The 25,837-nt window shown below is 47.3% G+C and carries 22 protein-coding genes; 4 read left to right on the forward strand and 18 right to left on the reverse strand.

What is annotated here, in order from left to right; all coding sequences use genetic code 11:
• Positions 1-47 precede the first annotated feature (47 nt).
• From ggt to MHB84_RS28450, 13 genes are all read right to left on the reverse strand, one after another.
• A complete protein-coding gene (gene ggt / locus MHB84_RS28390) occupies positions 48-1,646 on the reverse strand; it encodes a gamma-glutamyltransferase (RefSeq protein WP_076288637.1) in 1,599 nt (532 codons plus the stop codon).
• Positions 1,640-2,881 carry a pyridoxal-phosphate-dependent aminotransferase family protein gene (locus MHB84_RS28395; protein ID WP_076288636.1) on the reverse strand — a complete coding sequence of 414 codons (1,242 nt, stop codon included), beginning with the start codon at positions 2,879-2,881 and terminating at the stop codon, positions 1,640-1,642. The genes ggt and MHB84_RS28395 overlap by 7 nt, the downstream gene beginning before the upstream one ends.
• 6 nt (positions 2,882-2,887) lie before the next feature.
• The gene (locus MHB84_RS28400; protein ID WP_083678845.1) at positions 2,888-4,201 is read right to left on the reverse strand and encodes a Zn-dependent hydrolase; all 1,314 of its coding nucleotides are present in this window, start codon (positions 4,199-4,201) and stop codon (positions 2,888-2,890) included.
• The gene (allB, locus tag MHB84_RS28405) at positions 4,198-5,604 is read right to left on the reverse strand and encodes an allantoinase AllB (RefSeq protein WP_143764622.1); all 1,407 of its coding nucleotides are present in this window, start codon (positions 5,602-5,604) and stop codon (positions 4,198-4,200) included. Before allB ends, MHB84_RS28400 begins: the two co-directional genes overlap by 4 nt.
• A gap of 40 nt (positions 5,605-5,644) precedes the next feature.
• Entirely contained in the window at positions 5,645-6,022 is a 378-nt protein-coding gene (gene uraH / locus MHB84_RS28410; RefSeq protein ID WP_076288635.1) for a hydroxyisourate hydrolase, read from the reverse strand.
• Entirely contained in the window at positions 6,022-7,566 is a 1,545-nt protein-coding gene (gene pucL / locus MHB84_RS28415) for a factor-independent urate hydroxylase (protein WP_256716782.1), read from the reverse strand. The genes uraH and pucL overlap by 1 nt, the downstream gene beginning before the upstream one ends.
• 253 nt (positions 7,567-7,819) lie before the next feature.
• Positions 7,820-9,442 (reverse strand): PucR family transcriptional regulator, encoded by a 1,623-nt coding sequence (locus MHB84_RS28420; RefSeq protein WP_076288634.1) that lies wholly within the window; start codon positions 9,440-9,442, stop codon positions 7,820-7,822.
• Positions 9,443-9,532: 90 nt separating this feature from the next.
• Entirely contained in the window at positions 9,533-9,676 is a 144-nt protein-coding gene (locus MHB84_RS28425; RefSeq protein ID WP_341143090.1) for a hypothetical protein, read from the reverse strand.
• Between the two features lie 22 nt (positions 9,677-9,698).
• Positions 9,699-12,443, reverse strand: coding sequence for a CHASE3 domain-containing protein (locus MHB84_RS28430; RefSeq protein WP_076288633.1), 2,745 nt, complete (start codon positions 12,441-12,443; stop codon positions 9,699-9,701).
• A gap of 178 nt (positions 12,444-12,621) precedes the next feature.
• Positions 12,622-14,010, reverse strand: coding sequence for a class II fumarate hydratase (fumC, locus tag MHB84_RS28435; protein WP_076288632.1), 1,389 nt, complete (start codon positions 14,008-14,010; stop codon positions 12,622-12,624).
• A gap of 225 nt (positions 14,011-14,235) precedes the next feature.
• The gene (locus MHB84_RS28440) at positions 14,236-15,246 is read right to left on the reverse strand and encodes an aldose 1-epimerase (protein ID WP_076288631.1); all 1,011 of its coding nucleotides are present in this window, start codon (positions 15,244-15,246) and stop codon (positions 14,236-14,238) included.
• A 214-nt stretch (positions 15,247-15,460) separates the two neighbouring features.
• Positions 15,461-16,270: an MBL fold metallo-hydrolase gene (locus MHB84_RS28445; protein ID WP_076288630.1), complete on the reverse strand. Its 810-nt coding sequence runs from the start codon at positions 16,268-16,270 to the stop codon at positions 15,461-15,463.
• Between the two features lie 184 nt (positions 16,271-16,454).
• The gene (locus MHB84_RS28450; RefSeq protein WP_083678844.1) at positions 16,455-16,721 is read right to left on the reverse strand and encodes a hypothetical protein; all 267 of its coding nucleotides are present in this window, start codon (positions 16,719-16,721) and stop codon (positions 16,455-16,457) included.
• 214 nt (positions 16,722-16,935) lie between these two features.
• Between MHB84_RS28450 and MHB84_RS28455 the strand changes: the two genes are divergently transcribed.
• From MHB84_RS28455 to MHB84_RS28470, 4 genes are all read left to right on the forward strand, one after another.
• Positions 16,936-18,168, forward strand: a complete 1,233-nt coding sequence (locus MHB84_RS28455) for an aminopeptidase (protein WP_076288629.1) — start codon at positions 16,936-16,938, stop codon at positions 18,166-18,168.
• An 83-nt stretch (positions 18,169-18,251) separates the two neighbouring features.
• On the forward strand, positions 18,252-19,484 hold the full coding sequence (locus MHB84_RS28460; protein ID WP_076288628.1) for an aminopeptidase: 1,233 nt from the start codon (positions 18,252-18,254) through the stop codon (positions 19,482-19,484).
• A 213-nt stretch (positions 19,485-19,697) separates the two neighbouring features.
• The gene (locus MHB84_RS28465) at positions 19,698-20,288 is read left to right on the forward strand and encodes an RNA polymerase sigma factor (RefSeq protein ID WP_076288627.1); all 591 of its coding nucleotides are present in this window, start codon (positions 19,698-19,700) and stop codon (positions 20,286-20,288) included.
• The gene (locus MHB84_RS28470; protein WP_076288626.1) at positions 20,266-21,234 is read left to right on the forward strand and encodes a hypothetical protein; all 969 of its coding nucleotides are present in this window, start codon (positions 20,266-20,268) and stop codon (positions 21,232-21,234) included. Before MHB84_RS28465 ends, MHB84_RS28470 begins: the two co-directional genes overlap by 23 nt.
• A gap of 1 nt (position 21,235) precedes the next feature.
• Here MHB84_RS28470 and MHB84_RS28475 read toward each other — a convergent pair whose 3' ends face one another.
• The 5 genes from MHB84_RS28475 to MHB84_RS28495 all read right to left on the reverse strand — a co-directional run bounded on the left by MHB84_RS28475 (position 21,236) and on the right by MHB84_RS28495 (position 25,814).
• A complete protein-coding gene (locus MHB84_RS28475; RefSeq protein WP_076288625.1) occupies positions 21,236-21,727 on the reverse strand; it encodes a hypothetical protein in 492 nt (163 codons plus the stop codon).
• A gap of 224 nt (positions 21,728-21,951) precedes the next feature.
• Positions 21,952-22,917, reverse strand: a complete 966-nt coding sequence (locus MHB84_RS28480; protein WP_076288624.1) for an ABC transporter ATP-binding protein — start codon at positions 22,915-22,917, stop codon at positions 21,952-21,954.
• Entirely contained in the window at positions 22,910-23,893 is a 984-nt protein-coding gene (locus MHB84_RS28485) for an ABC transporter ATP-binding protein (RefSeq protein WP_076288623.1), read from the reverse strand. Before MHB84_RS28485 ends, MHB84_RS28480 begins: the two co-directional genes overlap by 8 nt.
• A 9-nt stretch (positions 23,894-23,902) precedes the next feature.
• Positions 23,903-24,844: an oligopeptide ABC transporter permease gene (opp4C, locus tag MHB84_RS28490; protein ID WP_076288622.1), complete on the reverse strand. Its 942-nt coding sequence runs from the start codon at positions 24,842-24,844 to the stop codon at positions 23,903-23,905.
• Between the two features lie 13 nt (positions 24,845-24,857).
• A complete protein-coding gene (locus tag MHB84_RS28495) occupies positions 24,858-25,814 on the reverse strand; it encodes an ABC transporter permease (protein ID WP_063563946.1) in 957 nt (318 codons plus the stop codon).
• Positions 25,815-25,837: the final 23 nt, after the last annotated feature.

Genomic DNA, 25,837 nt, shown 5'->3' on the forward strand with positions numbered 1-25,837 from the left:
AAGATGATCTTCTTTGGATCTATGCATGATGCTTTACATAAATCACGCTACCACCCGATAGCCATGCCATCTCCCCTGGGATCTGCTGCCCCACTAATCATGCCATCTTCACGGATGACAATCCCTTGTGACTGCCCCATAATCCCGTCCCACGGCGCTCTGGCTTCGACGTTATGTCCCCATCGGGTAAGCGTGTCACATACGTCGTCATGATAGCGGTTCTCCACTCTCATCGTGTCGCCTTCCTCGCCCCAGGTACGCCCATACACCCAACGCGGTAGCCCAATGGCTTCCTGAATGTTCAGACCGTAGTCCAGTACACCCGTAAGAACTGATAACTGTGTCTGAGGTTGGCCTTCACCACCCTGCGTGCCTACGAGCATATAAGGTTTCCCGTTACGAGTGACAAGACCCGGCATTAGGGTGTGGAATGAGCGTTTATTTGGTTCTAATACGTTAGCGTCCTTCGGATCAAGTGAGAAAAAGGAACCTCGGTTCTGCATGATCACACCCGTATCCCCGGGCACATAAGCAGCGCCAAAATCAAAGTACAGGCTCTGGATAAACGAGACGGCATTGCCTTCATTGTCCACAACCGCCGCATAAGCCGTATCCTGACCCATCATTTTGGACAGAAAAGGCTGTGCCACAGCAGGTGGAGCGGACTGAATCTCGTTCCATAATTCATTTCCATAAACCTTGGACAACAAATTTTCCAGGGGAATATCCCTGAAATCCGGGTCTGTGAGATAACGATCACGGTCACGAAATGCCTTTTTGACCACTTCAGCCATCAGATGATAAAACTCGGGGGACGTACGCGCCACGGAAGATAGATCAATATGTTCCAGCATATTCAACATCATCAACATCGAGAAGCCCTGTGAATTCGGCGGCATCTGGTGAACTTGATATCCACGGTAATCGGTAGTGATCGGCTTCACCCACTCTCCCCTGTGAGCCGCGAAATCTGCTGGGGCAAGCATGCCGCCATCCTCACGAATAGCCGAAGTTAGCTGCTCCGCCAGTTCCCCGGTATAAAAAACATCGCGTCCACCTGCCTGAATCAGGCGAATGGAAGAGGCAAGATCAGGCTGCAAGAGCAGATCCCCTTCCTGCAAAAGTGTACCAAAAGGGGCAAATACCGCTCGCAGCGGTGAATGCCCCATAATGAAATCCTCATCACGTTCCAGCCACAGGCGCAGATTTCGAGATACAGGACATCCCTTTTCCGCATATAGCGCAGCTGGTTCAAGCAACTGTTCCCACTTTAACTTCCCATAGCGGGACCAGACTTCCCACCATGTATCTACCATTCCAGGAACGGTAATTGCACTAAGCACACCTCGCTGAGGAATGGCGCTCATCCCCATCGCTTTGAACGTGTCGGCATGAATGCCTACTGCTGAACGACCGCTACCGTTGTAGGCCGTTATGTCACCACTTGCTCCGTCGTGAATCAGAAAGAAAGCATCTCCGCCAAGTCCTGTCATATGCGGGTAGACTACGCCCAGCGCGGCACTTACAGCGACAGCAGCATCATAAGCGTTACCACCTTGCTGGAGCATTGAGCTGCCAACCGCACTCGCCAAATAATGGGGGGAGGTAACCATCACCTCCCTGGATATCGGCATCTGGTTCAACATAAGACGCCCTCCTTCCCGGCATACACATCCAGCGCTGCCTGTACGGCCTCGCCTGCTGGCAAGGCGTGACGATGACGCAACAGTACAGCTTCCAGTGCGCCCAGCACATGGAGTACATTTTTGCGCTGGCAGCTGAATCCCATCGTACCAATACGCCAAATCTTGCCTTTCAGTGGTCCAAATGAGCTGGCAATCTCAATACTGAAATCGTTCAGAAGCATGTTGCGTACCGACTCACCATCCATACCATCGGGTATTTCGATACAGGTGACCACTGGAAGTTTACTGGACATCTCTCCATACAGTTTCAGCCCCATGCCCTGAATCCCCGCAACCAACGCTCGTTCATTAATCCGATGTCTCTGAAAACGGGCATCCAGACCTTCCTGAAGCAAAATTCGCAGTCCTTCGTGAAGACCGTAGAGCATCGAAGTGGCCTCCGTATGATGGTTCAACCGTGCCGAGCTCCAGTAGTCCTGCAGTTGGCTCAGGTCAAAATAATTACTGGCAATCGTGCGCCCTTCAGCCCGAGCACTTGTTGCATCCCGGAGCCCTCGTTCGACGGTTTTGCGGCTCATCAGTTTCTTCTCCACACGGCTGTTATACGTTAATGGCGCCATCCCGGATGGAACGGACAAACACTTCTGCGTTCCTCCCATGACTGCATCCAGATGCCAGGCATCTGTCTCGACAGGTGTTCCGCCAATTGTGGCAACCGCATCAACCACAAGTAAAATATCCAGTTCACGACAGGCTTTGCCAATCTCGGCGAGAGGCTGCATTTGCCCGGTTGATGTCTCACCGTGAACCATCGCAACCAAACTCGGCTTATGTGCATGGATCGCCTTGATTACCTCTTCGGGATCAAATACCGTTCCCCACTCTGTTTCAAAAAAGATAACCTCGGCACCACATCGCTCCGAAATTTCAACCAATAGATGTCCGAAACGTCCATAGATGGGGATGAGCACCTTGTCCCCTGGCTGAATCAGACTGACCAGCACGGCTTCAATCCCTGAGCGGGATGTACCATCTACCGGATAACACCACTCATTGTCTGTCATGTATAGTTCACGCAGCATGGCCATCGTCTCATTCATCAGGGAAGTGAACTCCGGATCAAACTGCCCCAGGATCGGGAAGGATAATGCCCTCAGAACTCTTGGGTCGACTTCAACTGGCCCCGGTGTCATGATCGTCCGCAAGGACGGGGACAATTCTTTATAGTTGGACATCTTCACTCAACTCCCGTAACCGTATTTATAGAGTAACTGAACCAGAACCCGGAAACCTTTCATCAGGTCCTCTTCAGCTGTATATTCAAGGGGATTATGGCTAATGCCATCTTGGCTTGGTACAAAGATCATCGCTGTAGGACAAGCCGGCTGAAAGATCTGCGAATCATGTCCTGCGCCGCTTGGCAAGTGCATATAGGATAATTGCTCCACTTCACAAATATCACGAATGTCTGACGTAATCTGTTCGTTCATCGGAATAGGTGTGACAGACAAGTGCTCCTCCCAGTTCAGTCCGAGCTGTTGCTCGGCTGCGATTCTGCTAAATTCCTGTAGCATATTGTGCCAGCATCGATCAATGCTCTCTTGCCTGATATGCCGGATATCGAGCGAGAATACGGCCCGGGATGCAACGACGTTACCCACACCCGGATCGGCTGTTATTCGTCCCACTGTGGCTACAAGTGGTTCTCCCGCTTCAAGCGCAATGTTTCTTACGGCTGTAATCATTTCGGCTGCACCTGCAAGTGCATCCTTGCGCCAGGCCATCGGTGTAGTTCCGGCATGATTAGCTACGCCACTTACTGTAATGCTAAAGCGTTTCTGGCCTACAATATCCGATACAATACCGATCGAATGGCCCAATCGTTCAAGGACCTGGCCTTGCTCGATATGAAGTTCTATAAACGCACCGTATGTGAGTGAAGCCGTTCTATAGCTACTATCTGGTCCAAAGCCTGCATCATGTATTGCCTGTGCAAAGGTAATGCCTTCCTGATCCTTCAAATGTTGAACTTCTTCCAGCCCGCTTACCCCCGTTATACTCCGTGATCCCCAATAAGCGAAGGGGAATCGACTACCTTCTTCCTCACATAAGGACACGACTTGAAGCGTTCGTTTGGGTACCCCAAAATTTTTTTGCAGATACTCTAGCGCGAGCACTCCCGCAACTACGCCATATGCGCCGTCATACTTTCCACCATGCACCACAGTATCGATATGGGACCCCGTAACAATCGGTGCCTCTTCCATTCCTTTTCTCACTTCCGAACCCATACCTCTACCGTGCAGAGTTCCATACAGGTTGCCCGATTGATCGAATTCAGGAGCCAACCCTTTCTCCTGCATTTTTGCCGCAAGCGCATGCTGTGCCTCACACCATGCTTGGTCGTACAATAGACGTGTCACACCACCCTGGGCATCAGCGCCATAGGCGGATAACCATTCAAGCATGCCTTTCATCTCCACCTGCTCCAATTGCGGCAAAGTCTGGGTGGGACGTTTCATTCCAGACGATGTGTGTCCTTCAAAGTCGTTCATGACACCTCCTCCGTTCCTTCAACACCAACCGGAACAGATGAGTTAGCACGGATAAACCGTCCTAAAGGTTCATCCGATAATCCTGTTTTTGAACTGTATACTCGTGTGCCCCGGCAGAACACATCTACAATGCTGGAGGAAAACGTGCGTCCCACATAAGGACTCTGTTTATGTGTGTAGTGCAGATCATCCGTATTTAAGGTTGCACTCTTCTCCCAATCAATTAGTACCAGATCCGCATCCTTACCGATGGCTATCTCACCTTTACTCTCCAACCCAAGTCTTCTCGCAGGTTGCAGAGCCAGAACTTTTCCGAGCAGCGGAAGGGCTACATTTCGCTGAAGATGTCCTTCCTCCAACATGAGCAGCAGCGTGCTTTGCGCACCCGAGATGCCACCCCAGATTTCAAAGAAATTATCAGATTGTTTCATCGATGGCGGACAGGGTGAGTGGTCGGATGCGATAACATCAATCAGACCTGCTCCCAGCGCATCCCATAACCGATTTTGCTCAGCCATACTTCGCAAAGGTGGCGCACACTTCGCTACAGCTCCCAACCGGACAACATCCTCCTCTGTCAGAGTCAGGTAATGGGGACATGTTTCAGAAGTTACATCCAACCCGCGCTGTTTTGCCTCTGCAATCAGATCAAGCGCTTCCCGTGTACTGATATGAACAAAATGCAGTGCACATCCGGTTTGCTCCCCATATTGCAGTGCTCGTGACACCGCCTGAACCTCTGCTTCTGCTGGGCGAGATTGCACGTAATCCATCGGGCCAATTCGTCCATCTGCAATACTTCTGGCCCCCAGTTCAGCAACCATCGTCTCGTCTTCGGCATGAAGCGCCAGCACGCGGTTTAGTTTTGCGATCTCGTACATGCCATTCAAAAGTGAATCGTCATCCGCTCTGGCGAAGATGTCTTCCCCTTCTCCGCCAGGTTCGGACATAAATGCCTTGAATCCCGCCGCCCCCATATCAGCCAAAGGTGCAAGCTCACCCCGATTGCCGGGAACAAGTCCTCCCCAGAACGCATAATCAACATAGGATTGACCGTCGGCTGCTTTCATTTTCGACTCCCAAGCCTCCGGTCTTATCGTTGGGGGGACACCATTAAGCGGCATATCAACGTACGTCGTAATTCCACCAGCAGCCAGTGATGCGGATCCCGATTTGAAACCCTCCCAGCTCGCGAGTCCAGGTTCATTAAAGTGAACATGAATGTCCACAGCCCCCGGCATCACTGTGAGGCCAATTGCTTCTATTATTTCAGTATCTTCATCACCCACCAGGTGTGAGGACAAAGCTGATATTTTTTCACCAGTAATCCCAATATCCAGCTCTTCCACGCTATCTCTCAATACAACCCAGGCCCCCCGGATGATCGTGTCTAATCTTGTCATATGGATGACCCTCCCCTGATCAGAACCGGATTCGTATATTTCAGCTTCCCCGGTATGTACTGTAACCTCCTGGCGCAATCAACAAAGGAATGTGGTAGTGACTTGCAGCATCGGAAACGGCAAACCGAATCGGTACAACCGTCCATAATGCCTGCCCCAATTCTTCAAGAGATCGCTGTGCGTAATAACCCTCAACGTTGAACTGAAGCTCGTAGACCGCTTGCTCAAGCTTCCCTCCTTCAAGCAACGGTGTAACCAAACGCCCATCGCTATTAGTCACCGATTCAGCAACTTTCATTTTGTTTTCCTTCTCGCCATCCCTATGCAATACAAAAAGTTCAATCCGCACACCTGCGGCCGGAACGCCCTTGGAAGTATCCAGCACATGCGTAGTAATCCGTCCACCAGCCACCGACATCATGCCTCCCTTTCTTTCTTTGAGCCCCAATGGTCATCCTCTAGATCATCCCTTGTCATTGAGAAGCCCTGAAACCCATAAGCAGGTCTGGCCTCGGTAAATACTTTACCTTCTCCTTCTTTTACTTCCTCCAGCACCGTTTCCCATGTCCGATTGTTGGATTCGAATGAAACCTCACTAAGCTGTCCAAATCGACGCAAGAGCCTAAGTCCAATCTGATAAATCAGATGCTGAATGGATGCCGAACGACACGCATGGAATACGGCAGCAGCTACATCTCTTACCTGCTCCGCCGCTACATAACGTCCGCGCTGATCATCCATGCCATCTCTCGGGTCTTCGTAACGCCAATTGATATTCAGGAAAATGAACAGTGGACGATCCCATGTCTCAGGTAAGGTCGTGTACTCATCCTTGACGAAACCGGCAAATTCACTGCCTTTGACCTTAATCAGCCTGATATCTGCGACACCACTGAAATGATTGCTCAGTTCAACCTGATTTCCTTTTCGCTGCGCTTCAAGTGCAGCTGTCGCCCGATCATTCTGGGAATAACGGAATACCAGCTCACTTGCACGAAGGCTTCCTTCTCTGCGAACAAGCACATCTTCAAAAGGAATCTGATCTGCCGTCATTTGCACTTTGGTCATCTGCGGATATGTCTCCAGAAAACGTCGACTGACGTAAGCGAGAAAACCTTCCACCGTAGCTCCGTAGTAATCCGCAGCATGTTTCAGGATGAAATTCTTCATTGAATCCGTTGCAACGACGAGAGAATTATCTCCTTCGATAAAAGAAGGCAGAAATTCGTCGCCTTGCACGGCTACTTTAATATTTAATCCGAACAGGATATTATTGCGTCCGGTAAATGGAGATTCCGGTATGGCCTGAATACCCGTCAACGGTTTGGCGTATGAGCGGTACATCCATACATCACCTTTGCCATAATACATGGTCCGCTGCTTTACTTCGGATGGCTTACATCCAAATTCATCTTCATGACCAACCTGTACCAGCCACTGCTCCAATCGAATAGAAGCGATCTTGAACACTTCCTTCAGGGCGGTCTGGAATTCTTCCTCTCTTCCTCTCCTATTGCGGTTCCGCATGGACTCCAAGATGGACTGAGCTGTATGACCTTTCACGGCCAATATAAAAGGAAAGCCGAATTGGATTGTATATTCTTTATTTAATTTACTAAGCTCGTTATATTGCTCCGCCGAAAGTGAATTAAGCCCTGCACCAGCCTGTTCCTGAACGGAATTGCTGCTCATGCTGATTCGTGCACCGAGATCCGGGTGATTGCAAAGCAACTGCAACTTGACCCTTTCATCGGATGTCTGAACTACGTTTTTCATCACATTCATCATGTGTTCAAAAGAGTCGAATGGTCGTGAAGGCCAAGAACGCTCCGCCACCCAAGGTGATTCTTCGAATAGTCCGCCAAACGTATGCACGAACTGTGTGATAGACCAGCTGTTAACGAGTTTAATGAAATCGCCCATGTTAGAACCTCCGGTCTTCTGTGGAATGTTGTTCTTCATTTTAAGTGCCTCATCGTACTGCGACAACAATATTTACGCAATTTTGTAATATAACATAACATCAGTTATGTGATTTGTTAGTAGTGCACGGGAATTGATTGTTCAAATGTAATGAAAAGCGCAAAAAAACCGCACTTCCTCAAAGGAAATACGGTTTTACCTGACATAGCTGCTTCATTGTCATGCTGCACAACACTTGTTCGGAATAAGGGTTAAGATCATTACCTACTTATTAAATGGACCTGCCGTCGGATTAATGATTATGCGAATGAGGTCTTGCCGAGGTTTTATCCCGCACAAACTTGCGGAAGGTGAACACCAGCTTTAGTTTTAGCAGATCATTAGTCTTCTTAAAGTCCATTTGCAGCAAACTTCCGACTTTCTCCATTCGATAGGTAACGGTGTTCCGATGCACAAACAGCTGCTTCGCAGCTTCGTTAATAAGTCCATCATTCTCGATAAAAGATTCCAACGTATTCATTAGTACCTGATTGGGATCGCCGTCCCTCGCCAGTAAAGGCTCAAGTACTTTATTGCAATAATTCTCCATGATGTTATCCGGAACATGTTGGAATACATAGGCGAATTCCAGCATCTCGAACTGGAGAGCCCGATCTTTCATACCGAATCGGCGAGCCAGTTGACGGGTATCCAGACATTCCTGATAGGCCTCGCGCAGCGACTTCGGTTCATGCTTCATTTTGCTGATCCAAAACCGCGGTGCAGATGCTCCCTTGGCTTCCTGTGCTGCAAGAACATCACTGAACCGATTCAGCAGGAATGCTGATAATTCCTCTCCATAATCCCGCCCTGTTGGACAGGTATAGATGGATAGTATGCCATCTTCAATCTGAAAATGCTGTGAGGCTGTGAATTGCATAAGTGGGTTGTACTGCAACTCGCGGTGGATCTGTTTCAGCAGTTTTCCTTCTGCAAAAACAGACGGTTCCAGTGTGATCAACACACATTGATAGGTCCCCTGGAACAAATGAACCCCTTTATTTTCGCTGAGCTTGGTGAGTTCATCTACCGTCATTTTGTTATCTAGATATTGAGTTAACAGCGTACGCATCTCATCCTGAACGGTGGGGTTAATGTGTTCACGATAGGTCATATCCATATAGAATGCCAGGACATCCGCAGCCTGCTGAAACAATTCTTCCTCCGCTCTAAGTGACAGCGCCGAGTCTGTAAAGACGAGCAAAAATCCGTATTCTTCATCATTCTGCTTGATTGGTACCCGGTGGCAGCTTGCCTGATTCCATTTCACTCGGTGCATGACGGACTTCCAAGGCCAACCCTGCACTACTGCATCTGCCGCAATGCCTTCGCTGCCATACAGTACATGGCCACGGGAACCAATAACCGCAAGCGGATAATTCAACACGGTAGCCAGTTCGGCAAATACATTACGATGCTGTTGCTGTTGCAATGCAAAGTGCATCAATTTTTTCTGTTTCTGCACCACCTCGTGCAGTAAACGATTGCTGCGTTCATGTTCAGCCCTGAATAACGCATTCATTTGGTCGGAAAATGTAAACTGGAACGGCAGTTCCAGCAGCGGTAATCGCAGTCGATCTGCTTCCTCGATAATTCCTTGCGGAATGGCCTGCCAGAAACGGCCCAATTTAATGCCTAATCCGGCACAACCACGTTCGTTCAGGCGGCGCATCAAACGAAGTGCATCGGTCTCGCTGTCTTTCATAATAAATGCGGTTGTGAAAAGCAATTCTCCGGATTTGATCCAATCCGCTATATCTGGAGCGTCCATGACGTTAACGGATTTCATTATCCGTGAAGTCCCTTCCCCACCTGCAACCAATCTGGCCTCAGACAACGGGTACACCTGTAAAGCCTCTTTAACCGTAAGCTGCATGGACATTACCTCCCATATATATAACGCATAAAGCGGTCTATGTCCTTCATCCGGACCTGAATAAAGGTGTAATACTTAATTTTAACCATTTTATTGAAATAACCCTTGAATGTTGTTAAGTATTATAACATCATTTTCTTTTAAATAGCTTACATGAGAAAAAAATAAAACCCATGACACAATTGCAGCAATCGTTCCGCAACTGGCATAGGTTTTATTTTCGAGTTGATACATGTTGAATTACAAACGGAAAGGATCAGATTCCCAATGTTTCGTGACTCAGCCACAATTTCATCCGGGACAGTACCTCTTTCATATTGAGCGGTTTGCTAATATAATCTGAGGCTCCTGCCGCAATACATTTATCACGATCTTCTTTCATGGCTTTGGCAGTCAAAGCAACAATAGGGAGCTTCTTGAGATTCAATCTCTCACGGATTTGGCGAGTGGTTTCATATCCATCCAACTCTGGCATCATGATATCCATCAAGATAATATCCGGGTTCGCTTCTCCGCTCTCTAACATCTCCAGACACTCGTAGCCATTCTGAGCTGTAATCACCTTCATGTCATACTGCTCAAGGGCATTTGCCAAGGCATACACATTTCGAATATCATCATCGACAACAAGAACCTGGCGGCCATTCAATAATGATTCTTCAAGTGGCGTCAATAACATCTCGACGTTTGTTGAATTCTCGCCTGAAGATTTGTTTGTTTCAGGAGCAGTCACGGCTACCTCGTTCAAGAACAATCTGGAGTTTTGCATAACCTCAGGCTCTTCCCTTCTAAGTGGGAGGAATAAAGTAAAGACACTTCCTTGTCCTTCGCGACTAGTTGCCGAGATTGATCCTCCCAACAGATTGGCAAGAGATTGAGAGATCGACAGTCCCAGTCCAGTCCCACCGTATTTTCGGGCGGTGGCTCCATCTGCCTGTTTGAAGGCATCAAAGATCTGCAGCAGTTTGTTGTCCGCAATGCCAATCCCGGTATCACTAACCGAGAAGGCTATGACATCCGTCTCTGCTCCGTTCGTTTCAGGATTGGACAGACTCACTCTGGAGATGGTTAAGGCTACTTCCCCTTCATTGGTGAACTTAAATGCATTGGATAGCAAATTCCGTAAAATCTGGTGTAACCGCATCTCGTCGGAAACAATCGTTTCCGGCAGAGGGCTTTGAAGCTGAATCCGGAAATCTATTCCTTTTTGCTCAGCCGTTTTCAGGAAATATTGATTCATCGCTTCCGGCAGGGTTCCAAGATAGACATCATCCAAATCCACTTCCATCTCCCCAGCCTCCACTTTGGAAAGGTCGAGAATGTCGTTAATCAGATTCAACAGGTCCTTACCTGATGCATGGATCACCGAAGCATATTTCTGTTCTTCACTATTTAAGTGCTGATGTTTGTTCTCAGCCAAAATCTCGGACAGAATTAGCATACTGTTCAGCGGGGTACGCAGTTCATGGGACATATTCGCCAGGAACTCAGACTTATAACCAGAGCTTGTCCTTAACTGATCGGCTACTTCTGCAAGTTCGCTAGCAGAGGTCTCAGCCGCATTTTTCTGCATTTCCAGACGCTCGTTCAACATGTGCAGTTCCTCTGTCTGCATATGTAATTCTTCCGTCTGGGACACCATCTCTTCGGTCTGTGCCTGCAGTTTCTCCGATTGTGTCTGCAATTCTTCATTCAACACCTGTGATTCATCATACAAATGCTGTAATTCCATGCGTGTTACGGTGGAATGAAGCGAGACGCCGAAGATTTCGATCAGTTCGGTTAGCAACTTTGTTTCCTTTGGTTCGATCTGCTTCATAGAGGCCAGTTCGATTACAGCTATCGTTTTACCTTCAAATACCACCGGGGCTACCGTGAGTGATGCAGCTGACGCATCACCAAGTCCCGATGAGATGCGAATATAATTTTGAGGCAAGTCGTTCATCTGCAAAACTCGCTTCTCAATCGCACTCTGACCGACTAATCCCTCACCCGGTGCAACGGATACTTTACCGAGGGAACGCTCTTTCTCTCCATCTGCCGCATACGCAGCTACACGAATGAGACGGTTCTCTTTCATCGCATATAACACGCCATAAGGGGCTTCTAGCAGGATCGCGACTTGGTTTAGGAACAACCGTGACAGTCCCTCCAAACTTGCAGGGTTCTGCAAGAGTGTAGCTATGCTGGCAACCTGATCTTTAAGTCGATTCTGTTCCTGTACCGTATCCAGCAATAAGTTCGTCTCTTTACCTAAATCACCGACCTCATCTTGTGTACGGACAATAATACGCTGTGTGAGATTGCCGCCTTGAGATATGTCGCTGATGGTATGTTTGACTTCACGCAGGGTCTTGACGATATTGCCCGAAATGACGAGCGCTGCAGCAACAGATAGTCCGGCAACGGCAGCCCATAAGGTATACATAATGGTAAGCAATGTGGAGCTTCGTGCTGCGAGCTCGGTCACCCGGCTTTCCGTCAGTCGCAACTCTGTATTGCGGAAGTTCTCGAACTCGGATCTTAACAGATCAATTTCGCCTTTCCCTGGATCGGAATGGAAAAATTCAATGACTTTATCCTGATCTCCTTGTCTCTTTAGGGCCACCGAGGCTGATCCGGCAACATCAATCCAGCGGACAATATGTGTTTTGATGGTTTCCAGAGTCATCTGCTGGGATGGGTTATCACTAACCAGCTCATACAGTTCGGCATAATTGGAGTTCCACTGGGTTAGCGCTTGGTTGTATGGCTCCAAATAACTTTCTTCCCCGGTGATCATGAATCCCCGCTGTCCTGTTTCCATATTCAGAACATTTTTCTCAATTGCATTGGTCAGGTTATGCACTTCCAGGTCGTGGTGGCTGATAAAATCGATTTCCTTCTGCGATGCATCAATTTGGGCAGATAACACCAGCAAAACGGCACCAAATAACAACACAACCACTAGATAGCCCAATAGAATTTTGGAGCGTATCGTAAATCTTCTCTTTTTCGACAACGCAGAAACCTCCAATGAAATAAACAATTCCGATCAATTAAAAAAACAGTCGCATATGTAGTTTATATGTATACGTATATACTGACAAGCATTAGTTCAAGAACCGCACGAGTTAAAAAACGACCTGCGTATGCAGGTCGCTTGTTTATTGGAATGAAGTTCGCATGATAATGACTGATTAAGCTTTCGGGGCAATCATTTTCGCTGGATCAACATACTGATCGAATTGCTCTTCCGTAAGCAGACCTGTCTGCAATGTTGCTTCTTTCAGAGACAGTCCTTCCTTATGCGCAAGCTTGGCAATTTTGGCTGCATTCTCATATCCGATATGCGGATTAAGAGCGGTAACCAACATAAGCGAGTTATTCAAATTGTGTTCAATCTGGCCGAGGTTAGGCTCAATACCCACCGCACATTTATCATTGAATGCAACAATGGAATCAGCAAGGAGCTGGACAGATTGCAGGAAGTTATAGATAATAACCGGTTTGAACACATTCAACTCGAAGTTACCCTGACTTGCCGCGAAGCCAATCGCAGCATCGTTCCCCATGACTTGCGTAACCACCATGGTCATCGCCTCGCTCTGAGTTGGATTCACTTTACCTGGCATAATGGAACTGCCCGGTTCGTTCTCCGGAATACGAATCTCTCCCAGACCGCTGCGTGGGCCACTAGCCAGCCAGCGAACATCATTGGCAATTTTCATCAAGTCAGCTGCAAGCGCTTTAACTGCACCGTGAGCATAGACCACTTCATCATGACTTGTAAGTGCGTGGAATTTGTTAGGTGCGGATACAAAATCCTTGCCGGTATGCTTGCCAATTTCCTTGGCTGTATAATCACCAAAGTCAGGATGTGCATTAATTCCGGTTCCCACAGCTGTACCACCAATTGCGAGTTCTTTCATATAATTCACACTATCGCGGATCATACGTTCACTCTTATCGAGCATCGCTTCCCAGCCGCTGATCTCCTGACCGAGTGTAATTGGCGTTGCATCCTGAAGATGAGTACGTCCAATTTTGATAATATCTTTGAATTGTTCCGATTTGTCTGCAAAAGTGGATTTCAGCACCGCGATTGCCGGCAAGAGTTGATCTTCAACAGCAAGTACCCCTGCAACATGCAGAGCCGTTGGGAATGTATCATTAGAGCTTTGGGACATGTTTACATCATCATTCGGATGCAGACGTTCCTCCTTGCCCTTTTGTTCAAGCAACTGGTTACCCAGATTGGCAATGACTTCGTTTACGTTCATGTTGGACTGTGTTCCGCTACCCGTCTGCCATACCACGAGAGGAAAATGATCATCAATCCGACCTGCAATAATTTCATCAGCGGCATAAGCGATCGCATCCGATTTGGCAGCGGACAATTTACCTAATTTATGGTTACTAGCTGCAGCGCTTTTTTTCAAAATGGCAAGAGCACGCACGACTTCCATCGGCATATGCTCGCGACCAATCGGAAAGTTTTCCTTACTGCGTTGCGTTTGAGCTCCCCACAGCCTGTCGGCTGGTACTTTCATTTCACCTAACGTATCTTTCTCAATGCGGTATTCCACTTGCTTTTCCTCCTCCAAAAAGATGGTTTGGGTCTCTAAAAAAATACGTATACATTCTTTTCTTCACAGCATCTTACATCTGTTGATTCCAAAGTCATTTTTGGGATTTATGCAAAATGCTTTTTATGAGCAAAGCTTGTGTATCTTGTCATATTATACATGATTGCCTGTGCAATTTTCACCTTTTCGACAAAAATGTAAGCGTGAAGCAAAGTGCTTGAGTATTTATTTTTGCGCTTTGATCGGATATAGACGGCTGGTTTGCTCGAATAATTCGCCCGGCTCAAGACCAATCAGACCGATCTCTTCAGCAGGAATGCCTTGTACATTCGGGGCGTTAACGAGGTTCATCTGTGGCTCAGGACAGAAGAATCCGCCAGCCATATTGTTATTCCAGATCATCCAGTGCTTGTACGAAGTCCCTACATCATATACCAGCTTGTCACCGGTACGATGATCAGTAAGCTCCATATAGTTGCGACCGTTCTGTGGTTCAGCCGTGTAGTGGTTGTCCATGGCTGCAAAAAACGGACTAACGCCCTCTTCCTTTAATTGCTCTTCCTCTGGTGTAAGCGGTTGAAATTGTCCTGTAGGTAAAGAACGTTCATTCAATTCACGACGCTGACCAATCGTTATTTTGGCGGTGTAATCGGATGCCTGGCTTTCCGGTGCAAAAGGTACGCTAATGGCTGTATGGAATGCGAACAGGTTCGGCATACGTTCCTTCCCGTTATTCCGAACATTCAATTGCTGCTGAAGTCCCAGACTACTTAGCGAGTAACGGAGCGTCACTGTGAAGGTGAACGGCAGGTATTTGTAGAACTCATGACCTTCCTTCACTTCCTGACTGAGCACAACATAACTCTCCAACTCGTCAGAACCGTACCCATCAACCTTCCACTCGGCATCATGCAGGAATCCATGCAGGTGGTTGCCTGTAGCTGGTTCGTTTATAGGTAGTTGATAAACTTCACCATTCCAGGGGAAGCGACCATCCTCATAGCGATTTGGTGGGGAAAGAATAGGAATACCGTATACGGCAGGTGCAGCCATAAATTCATCCATCTGTTCCTGGTCTGGCTCCCGCAAATAACGGAATCCCTGCTCTGTATCACGGAAAGCGACCAGGTTGGCACCCACACTTGGAATAACTGCCGCTTCGAATTGATTAAAACGAAGCCAGACGGCTGGTATACCTCCAAATTGTTCTTCGAAAGCTGCATTTTGCTGTGTCATCGTTATATGTACCTCCTGCATACTAAGGTTATATTATACGGCTCGACTATATCATGACCGGGCACAAAATACCAATCTATGATAGAGAACAAATTCATGATGGAACGACAAAAAAGACAGCTACGATGCTCCGTGGCTGTCTCCATCCCCTTATGCTGCCGTAATGGAATCATTCCAGATTTCAATGGAATACCCATGTTTGGCATCTGATCTATTAATCCACATATTTGCCGTGATCCGGAACGGTGGTCTGTTCAAAATCAAGATCGAGTCGCTCCAGCGAATCTCTCAGCATTTCTCCGGTTAAGGAATGTCCGTGCCCGGTAACAGCAACTATGGGCTCCAGTCGACGAATATGCTGAACTGATCGATGAGCTGCTTGCCAATCCGTCGTGAAATACGCGGGTGGACCGTGCAACTGTTTGTCCTGAAGCAGCACACTCCAGAGCGATTCCTGTTTCACGGTGACGATCGCGTCTCCCGCAATCAGTGTACGGTCTTCTTTTCGAAATAGCGACACATGGCCCGGTGTATGACCTGGTGTATGCAACCATTCCCAGCCAGAAACACCTGGGATGGAATGATCATCCGGCAGACTGAATATCCGATCATCCAGATTAATAGCTTCATTAGGGTAAGCAAATGACAGCCGTGCCATCAAACCGCCACCAACAGTAGGGTCGGCCGGAGGATAATCCTTCACACCTGTCAAATAAGGCAGTTCCAGCGGGTGTGCGTACACCGGGACGCCCCAGAATTGTTCCAGTTCGATGACGGTCCCGACGTGATCAAAATGACCATGTGTCAAAATAATCGCGGACGGTGGACCAGGAAAGCGTTCAGTTGCAACATGAAGAATCTGATCAGTGAAACTCGCCATTCCAGTGTCCACGAGCACCCAGTTCCTGCTTCCTGGCTCCCCGATGAACACAACATTAACGAACAGTGTACGCAGACTGAGGATATCGTGCGCGACTTCTTCAAGTCCCGTCATTCCTGCTGTAATCAGATTGTCAGATGCCATTCACGGTTACCTCCCATTCAGGCGGATTGTCTCTCTGGTTCCATTCATCTGTCATAGACTTCCCTTTTCTGGAGTAACTATTCCTTATTCCCAATAAAATAGACGGTGGACGCCCTGTTTCAGGCATACACCGTCTAGTATAATCAGCTACATTCCATATTAGAACAAGAACCTCTCGGTCCTATTATGCCGGGAAAGCGTCCAGTGCCGCATCAAGCAGCTGATTGTACATATCGTCATCGTTTTCCAGCAGCTCGTCCATACGCAACAATTCATCTTCATCACCGGATTGTTCAGTGAAATGCAGACTATAGTCCCAATCCTTGCCGTTCTTGCTCATAAACGTAATCTCATAAACTGACTTTTCGCCTTCTGCACGAAAAACCGTATTACCTACATAATTCTTCTCATCTTCACGACGCATCTCTGCACGAATAATCTCAATATTCACAATCGTTCTCTCCTTTAATCTCTCTTCAGTTGCAGGTCTCCACAATTTATGGTAAACCTAGTTTGGTAATTATTATTGGTTAATTGTACAATATATATCGTAGCAACGTATACCTTATTCAATGAGGGAACCATACTGACTCCTTACATACCTGTAATGAGGACTATAATAACAAACAGCTACGACATTATACCAAACAGGAGGAAAAAATAGCATGAACAATTTTGAAACGAATTTACAACAATATGCCGAACTGGCTGTCAAAGTCGGTGTTAATGTCCATCCTGGGCAGACTCTCGTCGTGAACGCACCAATCTCGGCAGCACATTTTGTACGCCTAATCGTCAAAGCTGCTTATGGCACAGGTGCCAAGCTGGTCAAAGTAAACTGGAGCGATGAGGTTATTACACGTCTTCATTATGATCTCGCACCAGAAGAATCCTTCTCTATTGAACCAAAATGGTTTGCAGGAGAAATGACTGAACTCGTAGAAGAAGGTGCCGCCATTCTGCATGTTATTGCAGAAAATCCGGATCTGCTTGCAGGCGTTCCTCAAGAACGCATCGTGACTAGTCAGAAAGTTCGTGGTAAAGCGATGGAGAAATATCGTTCCTATCAGATGGCAGACAAATTCAGCTGGTCCATTGTGGCCGTTCCTTCCCCTGAATGGGCAGCCAAAGTATTCCCTGATCTTCCGGCACAGCAGCAAATTGATAAATTATGGGATGTCATCTTCAAAACCGTTCGTATCGGTGAGCAGGATGCTGTCGCAGAATGGAAAACACATTTGCTGAATCTCGACTCCCGTGCAGATCTGCTTAACGAGAAAAAATACAAAAAGCTTCACTATACTGCACCTGGCACAGACCTGACAATTGAGCTTCCTGAAGGACATCTGTGGGTATCCGGTGGCAGCATCAATGAGCAGGGACATGTCTTCGTAGCTAATATGCCTACAGAGGAAGTGTTCACTGCTCCACTGAAAACTGGAGTTAACGGAACAGTTCACAGCACCAAGCCACTGAGTTATGGCGGCAACCTGATCGACGGCTTCTCCATCACTTTCGAAAATGGCCGAATTGTCGATTATACTGCCGAACAAGGACTCGATTCATTGAAAAGCTTGATTGAAATGGATGAAGGCGCACATTATCTGGGTGAAGTAGCTCTCGTTCCACATCAATCGCCGATTTCAGACACGAATATTTTGTTCTACAACACCCTCTTTGATGAAAATGCATCCAACCATTTGGCTATCGGGAACGCCTATGCCTTCTGTCTGGAAGGCGGCAAAACGATGTCCAAAGAGGAATTGATCAGCCATGGCATGAACTCCAGTCTCACTCATGTGGATTTCATGATTGGATCAGGAGAAATGAACATTCACGGTGTTACTTCTGAAGGTAGTGAAGAGCCAATCTTCCTTCAAGGCAACTGGGCTTTCTAATTTAAAATAGTGTAAATAAGAGAGAGGGTCACTCCTCTCTTTTCCTGCGTATGCGGGGCATTTATGATATGGAGGAACTTGATATGTTGAGTTTTGAACAAAAACTGGATCGTTATGCTGAACTGGCTGTAAAAGTTGGAGCCAACGTTCAGCCCGGACAAATCTTCGTTATCAGCGCGATGATTGATACAGCTGAATTCGTGCGTTTGTTGGTGCGCAAAGGCTACGAGGCCGGGGCAAAGAAAGTTATCATCAAATATGGAGACGAAACTGTCAATCGACTGCGGTTTGAAATGGCCCCTGAGGACTCCTTCCAAGATGCACCGAAATGGCATGCCGCTGAGCTTGAGGAGCTGGCAGCGAACAATGCTGCGTTCTTAACCGTATTGTCATCCAGCCCGGACCTGCTAAAAGGCATCGATCCAGAACGCATCTCCACTCATCAGCGTACATACGGTCAGGCGATGTCCAAATATCGTCAGTATCAGCAGGCAGACAAAATGAGCTGGACAGGAGTAGCCTGTCCTTCGCCGGATTGGGCCGCCAAAGTATTCCCTGACCTTCCCCCTGCTGAGCAGATGAAACAGCTCTGGGAAGCCATTTTTGCTGCTGTAAGAGCTGATCTGGAAGATCCTGTAGCGGCTTGGGAGCAGCATATTGAGCGTTTGGAGCACAAAGCAGTTGCCCTGAACAGCAAAAAATATAAAACTCTGCATTTTGTCTCACCGGGAACCGACCTTACCGTTGATCTTCCTGAAGGGCACATTTGGGCGCAAGCGGGCAGCATTAATGAACAAGGCACTCGTTTTGTGGCCAACATCCCGACAGAGGAAGTATTCACAGCACCAGCCAAATTTGGGGTGAACGGTAAAGTGTCCAGCACCAAACCACTCAGTTATGGCGGAAGTATCATTGATCGCTTCTCTCTTACGTTTGAAAAAGGACGCATCATTGATTTCCACGCCGAAGAAGGTCAAGATACACTAGAAAGACTCATCAATATGGATGAAGGTTCCCATTATCTCGGTGAAGTCGCTTTGGTGCCCTTCCATTCTCCAATCTCGGAAAGTGGTATTCTCTATTACACAACGCTATATGATGAGAATGCTTCATGTCACCTCGCTATCGGTAGTTCCTATGCCTTCAATATCGATGGTGGCAAAACCTTGTCAACCGAGGAGCTTGCAGCTCGCGGCATGAACTCCAGCATTACTCACGTAGACTTCATGATGGGATCGCCGGAAACGAATATTTATGGCGTGACAGCGAATGGTGAGCGTGAAGCCATCTTCCTGAACGGTGACTGGGCTTTCTAAGCCATTTGTACCTGTTATTCTGCGATTATTAAGTAACTCATAGAGGCTGCCCTACTGACCATGATTTAGTGGTTAGTGAGGCGGCCTCTTTCTATTTCGGCTATACTTTTTCTGCTTCTGTCAGACTAACCTCCCATTGTATCGCTTCCATATAATGTTGTAAAATGAAATGATACCAATGTTTGTGGATTGTTCACCAGAAAGGAGAACATCATGGCCAATCGGCTCCAATTACTCTTAGCCTCAGATTTCCATAATTTGGGCCCGCAGCTTCAAGAAGAAGTGTACTACGAATACTATAATATGGTACATGGTCTCATCGTTTACATCATCAAAGAACGTGCAGCAGCAGAAGATATCATTCAGGAAGCTTTTATTAAAATCATTAAAAACAAACCTCTCTTCGACAACGAAGTCAAACTGAAAGCATGGCTGAAGGTTGTCACACGGAATACCGCCATTAATTATCTGAGAAAAAATAAAAATAACCGTAACCAACTTGATACGGATAGTGTTTTTATAGATATGGAGACAATTAATCAGACGGCCGCTTCCGTGGAGAGCACGGTGGAGACTCAAATGATGCAGGAATCCATCGAATTCTATCTGGAACAGCTTAAGCCGGAATACCGTGTACTTGTGGAGCTACGCTGGAAAGAGGGTCTTTCCTATCGGGAAATGGCCGATCTGCTTGATACATCCGAAGAAATTGTGAAGCAACGTTTGTTCAGAGCCCGCGGAAGTATCAAAAAGAAATTACATAAGGAATGGGGTGGAAGTATTGAGCAAAGGCAAATCCGATAAGCATATTGATTCATTCGATTCAGAGCTGGAAGACGATTTTTTCGATGCCGCGTTTGATATGGCTTTTGACGAAGCCTTCCATCAGGCTGCATCTGCCACCCCTGCTTCCAACACCGAACCTATGCGTCAATCCTGGCTCCGAGTTCAAAAGGAAATTTCCCGGGTTGGCGCACGCAAGAAAAGAATGCGCACCATACGTTTATCTGTTATTGTGGCTGCGTCCGTGACCATCGGCGCCGTCATCTTCAGTATGCCTACCGGGACGCAAGCCGTCTCCCCTTTTGTACAATCGATCAAGGAATGGGGCAATGGGATGAAATCCATTGTTATTGAGGATCGCACTACTCATTTTGGCGCTGATCCGTCGACAGCTAAGACCCCTCCACCTCCTGAACGAGGAGTTAATGAAGCTCCCAAATTCTATTCTGGAGACGAACCAGAAGAGGATGAAGATATTATTCTCCCCTTCTATGAGACATCACATTTACTTGAACCTATTGTTGTAACCAAGGAAATAGCACGCTCGGGATTTATGGGTGATTTTTTGTTATCAAAAGCGATTCCCGAGCGGTTTACAAAGATCAAATTTGAGCTCATGCTGGATACCCTCAATCCCGTCAATCCGGAAGATTATTACGAATCTCAACGAATGAGGGTTCGTTATAGCGGCGAAGGCAAAAATGGTGAAGAAGAAGTCATTCAGTTTGATTATGCCTATGTTTCGCCTGGTCAGGTCATTGAGGGGCCCATGCTTCGCGAAACAAGTATCGTCAAATTGGCTGATGGCAGCGATGCATTTATGTACCTCGGTCCCCCCTATAATACCTTTCAATGGATGATGGGTTCTGTCAATATGAGCTTATTCGGAACCGTCTCGGAAGAAGAGATGACTGCCATTGCCAACGACCTGCAGGGACAAAAATTTCCAGGTAGTACTCGCAAGTAAATTAAAATAATACATTGCTTGAAATATGTGTTGTCGTCTCAGGCTTGACCCCATCATCGGCCGTGTGAAGACTGACGACTCGATAGTAATAGCCGGTTATCACGGTCCAGCTCGATTGGGCATTCAGGGTCTGCGTTTGGGTTTTCTTCTTGGAACCGGATTGATAGAGAATCCAGGCCGATCCCGTCCAGCGTTCAAGTCGATAATCGACTTGCAGCGATTTCATTTCCGAGAAGGTCGTTGTTGTTGTATTTACAACCGCAGTCAGCCCCCCTCCAGGTATAACCGTCCCCTCTGCCTGATAAATATATTTTGGGGAAGTCAGTGCATGAATACTTGGTTCCAAAGGCGGTGGCGGTGGAGTAAGCGCGTGAGGCTGGATACTTGGACTGGCAACAGCAACCTCTTCGGTTGGTAGCGCAAGAATTATGGGTGCCGTTAGTGCTGCAACAATCATGACTTTCAGCATGGACGTTATTCTTAATTTCCGCATATGTATCCACCCTTCATTTTCCAAATTTGATTTTGTGTAAATATTAAACGGATGTAGTGGTTAGAAGGTTTCAAAAAAATAAAAGACGCTCCGACTTACATGTCGGCAGCGTCTTTTGGTACTTTGATACTTCTTCGAATGAACACATACAGAATGGATGAAACCTAAATAATTCCATTACGTATCCATAAGATACCGTTGATATGAAATTACTCTCACATGCTTCAGACCAAATGACAGGCTACAAAATGATCCGCTCCAACGTTCCGATACGCTGGAATTTGCTGCTTGCAGATATCTTCTGCCCATGGACAACGCGTATGAAACTTGCATCCAGTTGGCGGATTCACCGGACTGGGGATATCCCCTTTAAGCACAATTCGTTCCCGTTTCAATTTGGGAATCGGCACAGGTACAGCTGATAGCAGGGCTTTCGTATACGGATGCAGTGGATTGCCGAATAACTCATCTCTGGAGGCCGTCTCGACCATGGAGCCCAGATACATCACTCCAATACGGTCACACAGATGTTCCACCACACTCAGATCATGCGAAATAAACAAGTAAGCAAGGCCACGCTCTTGCTGAAGCCGTCTGAACAGGTTGATAATTTGAGCCTGAATAGACACGTCCAGTGCTGATACCGGTTCATCTGCGATAATCAGTTTCGGATTTAAGATCAAAGCTCGCGCAATCCCAATCCGTTGTCGCTGTCCACCAGAGAACTCATGGGGAAAACGATCAATATGATAAGATGACAATCCGCAGGCTCCGAGTACCTCCTTGACGAGATCACGAACCTCGCTTGCGGTAGCCAACCCGTGATCCAATACAGCCTCCCCGATCGCATCACCAATGCGAATGCGCGGGTTCAGTGAACTGTAGGGGTCCTGGAAAATAAGTTGAAGCTGCGGACGGATCTTCCGCACTTCCTGCATTGATAACTGATGCAAGTCAACACCTTGAAAACGAATCTGTCCTTCCGTTTTTTCCGTTAAGCGCACGATCGTTCTTCCAACGGTGCTCTTGCCACTTCCGGATTCACCCACTAATCCAAACGTCTCGCCTTCATGGATCGTGATGCTGATATCATCGACCGCTTTCACATGGGCTACTGTACGATTCAATAAGCCTTTGCGAACTGGAAAATAGGTTTTGAGATGTTCAATTTCCAATAGAGGTTCAGACATGACTCAATGCCTCCTCATACAGAAAGCATGCAGCCTTCTGTCCGGGTCCAAGCTGCTTCAGCGTCGGCATTTGCTTGGTGCATATCGACATACAGTGCTCACAACGATCAGCAAAATGACAGGAATCTTTTAAGGACAGTGGATCAGGTACATGTCCGGGTATCGAATACAATTCATCCTGCCGTTGATTGATAATTGGCTTGGAGCGTAGTAATCCTTGGGTATATGGATGTTTGGGAGTTTCAAATAATTGCACCACTTCCCCCTCTTCCACCACTTTGCCTGCATACATTACAACGACATAATCCGCCATTTCGGCTACAACGCCAAGGTCATGCGTAATCATCAGAATGGAGGTTCCTGATTGGGACTTGATGTGTTGTAACATATCCAATATCTGCGCTTGAATGGTCACATCCAGTGCAGTGGTTGGTTCATCCGCGATTAACAGTTTCGGGTTACATGAGATGGCAATGGCAATCATAATACGCTGCAGCATACCTCCACTCAGCTCATGCGGATAGCTGTTTGCAATCTGTTCGGGACGTGAAATGCCAACTTCGGCTATCAGCTCAACCGCTCTGGCATGAGCCTGCTTTTTACTCATTTTCAAGTGTACAATCAATGGCTCCATTAATTGCTCACCGATCTTCAGCACGGGATTCAGAGAGGACATCGGTTCCTGAAAAATCATGGAGATGTCATTGCCCCGGATGGCGCGCAGTGAGGATTTACTTTCACGGAGCAGATCCCGTCCACCAAACCGGATTGCACCGCCAACCACCTTACCTGCCGGTTCCTCGATCAAACCCATAATCGACATGGCGGTTACACTTTTTCCACAGCCTGATTCACCAACGATGCACACCGTCTCCCCTTCACGTACATTCAGGCTTACGCCGTCCACGGCTTTGACATTTCCTTCTTCTGAGTAAAAATGAGTTTCAAGTTGTTCAATTTCAATCATATTTTGCATGAGGCGTGCTCACCTTCTCTTCTGTTTGGGATCTAATACGTCTCGAAGACCATCACCAAAAATGTTAATCGCAATAACGGTCACGAAAATGGACAGCCCTGGCGGAATCCATAACCACGGATGCTGTTGAAAATCAATCATGTTGTTGGCTGCATCGATCATATTGCCCCATGTAGGCGTTGGGGGCATGACACCCAGTCCAAAAAAGCTAAGTACCGATTCGCTGAGAATGGACCCTCCGATATTCAGAGTCGCCATGACGATGAGAAGCGGAACGATATTGGGCAGAAGATGGTGAAACAGTTTGCGACGGTCACGCAAGCCAAGAACAATAGCAGCCTGCATGAACTCACGTTCTCGCAAGCTTAACATCTGTCCCCGTACCATTCGGGCCATACCGGGCCAGTTGACAAAGCTGAGCATCAACATGACGATATACATTCTGGAATCCGGAGGAACCTTCCAATCCGATAACAACGCGCCGAAAATGAACAGCAGCGGCAATCCCGGGATCGTAAGCAGCAAGTCGGCAATCCGCATAATGACCTGATCAACAATGCCACGATAATATCCGGCGATGGCTCCAAGCAAGGAGCCGATAAATACGGATAGAACCATGGAAGCCAAACCAACAGTGAGCGAGATACGACCAGCCATCAGCACACGGGTAAGCACATCCCTACCAAGCGCATCCGTACCAAGCCAGTGATGAATGCCGGGACCTTGTTTCATCGCTGTCATATTGATCTTGTTATCGGTATATGGTGAGAACAGCGGTCCAATGAAACAAGCAACAAACATCAACAAAACCACGATGAATCCGCCAACAGCAAGTTTGTTCTTGAGCAGTCTTCGGATCGACAATTTCCATAAAGAAGACTTGGCCGGAACCTTTGAAGGTAAGGCAGCTTCTGCGGCATTTCTCGTTACAGACGATGAAGAGATTGTCATGTTCAAAGCCCCCTTATTGCAAACGGACACGCGGATCTGCGATGTGATAGAGCACATCAGACAGCAGCGTTCCAATGACGGTCAGAATGGCGATAAACATGGTAAAGCCCATCAGCAGCGGATAATCCCGTAGCGAAAATGACTGCATATATAACTGGCCGATACCAGGCCAGCTGAATATTTTCTCAATAATAAGTGAACCACCGAATAAGGACGGCAGCTCGAATCCAATTAGTGTTATCGCAGGCAACAGAGCATTGCGCAAGGCATGGGTGTATAACACTTTGCTTTCTTTTAAACCTTTGGCTCGTGCTGTGCGAATATAATCCTGCTTGATCACATCAATCATGTTGCTTCGGAAGTAACGGGTAAGTGAGCCTACCCCGAGAAGGGTCATAACAATTACAGGCAAGGTCATGTGTTGAATCACCTCTTTGACATAGGCCAGACCGGTAGCATTACTTCCTGTAGTCATCATGCCGCCTGGAGGCAACCATTTTAGGTCAACCGCCAGCAGTTTGATCAAAAACAATCCGATAAAGAAAGATGGCACGGACATGGCTGCAAATATGCCTATCATCACGAAGGTATCGAACCACGAGTACTGCTTATAGGCAGCGATCACACCGATAATAACCGCGATAAACCAGGTCAGGAATGTAGTCACTGCAGCTAACAGGAATGAATTCCAGATATATTCGTTGAACAGCGAGAGCACTGGCTTTTGTTGTGCCAATGAATATCCGAAGTCCCCGTGTACAGCATTTTTCATCCAGATGAGATACCGTTCGATAACGGGCTTGTCCAGTCCATATAATTCTCGCAGTTCGGCCTTGCGCTCAGGACTCAGCTTAATGTTGCTGGAGATGTAGTCGCCAGGGGTAAGTGCATACAAACTGAAGATCAGAACGGAAGCGGCCAGCAAAATAAGAACCATATATGTCATCCGTTTCACAATGTAAGTGCTCATATCAGGCTCCTTATCAATGCGTC

It is taken from the genome of Paenibacillus sp. FSL F4-0087 (assembly GCF_038020215.1).
Classification (GTDB): domain Bacteria; phylum Bacillota; class Bacilli; order Paenibacillales; family Paenibacillaceae; genus Paenibacillus; species Paenibacillus taichungensis.

Coding starts and splice junctions, on each gene's coding strand:
- ggt (WP_076288637.1), bottom strand. CDS start 1,646: ATGTTGAACCAGATGCCGATATCCAGGGAGGTGATGGTTACCTCCCCC.
- MHB84_RS28395 (WP_076288636.1), bottom strand. CDS start 2,881: ATGTCCAACTATAAAGAATTGTCCCCGTCCTTGCGGACGATCATGACA.
- MHB84_RS28400 (WP_083678845.1), bottom strand. CDS start 4,201: ATGAACGACTTTGAAGGACACACATCGTCTGGAATGAAACGTCCCACC.
- allB (WP_143764622.1), bottom strand. CDS start 5,604: ATGACAAGATTAGACACGATCATCCGGGGGGCCTGGGTTGTATTGAGA.
- uraH (WP_076288635.1), bottom strand. CDS start 6,022: ATGTCGGTGGCTGGTGGACGGATTACTACGCATGTGCTGGATACTTCC.
- pucL (WP_256716782.1), bottom strand. CDS start 7,566: ATGAAGAACAACATTCCACAGAAGACCGGAGGTTCTAACATGGGCGAT.
- MHB84_RS28420 (WP_076288634.1), bottom strand. CDS start 9,442: ATGCAGCTTACGGTTAAAGAGGCTTTACAGGTGTACCCGTTGTCTGAG.
- MHB84_RS28425 (WP_341143090.1), bottom strand. CDS start 9,676: ATGTATCAACTCGAAAATAAAACCTATGCCAGTTGCGGAACGATTGCT.
- MHB84_RS28440 (WP_076288631.1), bottom strand. CDS start 15,246: ATGACACAGCAAAATGCAGCTTTCGAAGAACAATTTGGAGGTATACCA.
- MHB84_RS28445 (WP_076288630.1), bottom strand. CDS start 16,270: ATGGCATCTGACAATCTGATTACAGCAGGAATGACGGGACTTGAAGAA.
- MHB84_RS28455 (WP_076288629.1), top strand. CDS start 16,936: ATGAACAATTTTGAAACGAATTTACAACAATATGCCGAACTGGCTGTC.
- MHB84_RS28460 (WP_076288628.1), top strand. CDS start 18,252: ATGTTGAGTTTTGAACAAAAACTGGATCGTTATGCTGAACTGGCTGTA.
- MHB84_RS28465 (WP_076288627.1), top strand. CDS start 19,698: ATGGCCAATCGGCTCCAATTACTCTTAGCCTCAGATTTCCATAATTTG.
- MHB84_RS28475 (WP_076288625.1), bottom strand. CDS start 21,727: ATGCGGAAATTAAGAATAACGTCCATGCTGAAAGTCATGATTGTTGCA.
- MHB84_RS28480 (WP_076288624.1), bottom strand. CDS start 22,917: ATGTCTGAACCTCTATTGGAAATTGAACATCTCAAAACCTATTTTCCA.
- MHB84_RS28485 (WP_076288623.1), bottom strand. CDS start 23,893: ATGCAAAATATGATTGAAATTGAACAACTTGAAACTCATTTTTACTCA.
- opp4C (WP_076288622.1), bottom strand. CDS start 24,844: ATGACAATCTCTTCATCGTCTGTAACGAGAAATGCCGCAGAAGCTGCC.
- MHB84_RS28495 (WP_063563946.1), bottom strand. CDS start 25,814: ATGAGCACTTACATTGTGAAACGGATGACATATATGGTTCTTATTTTG.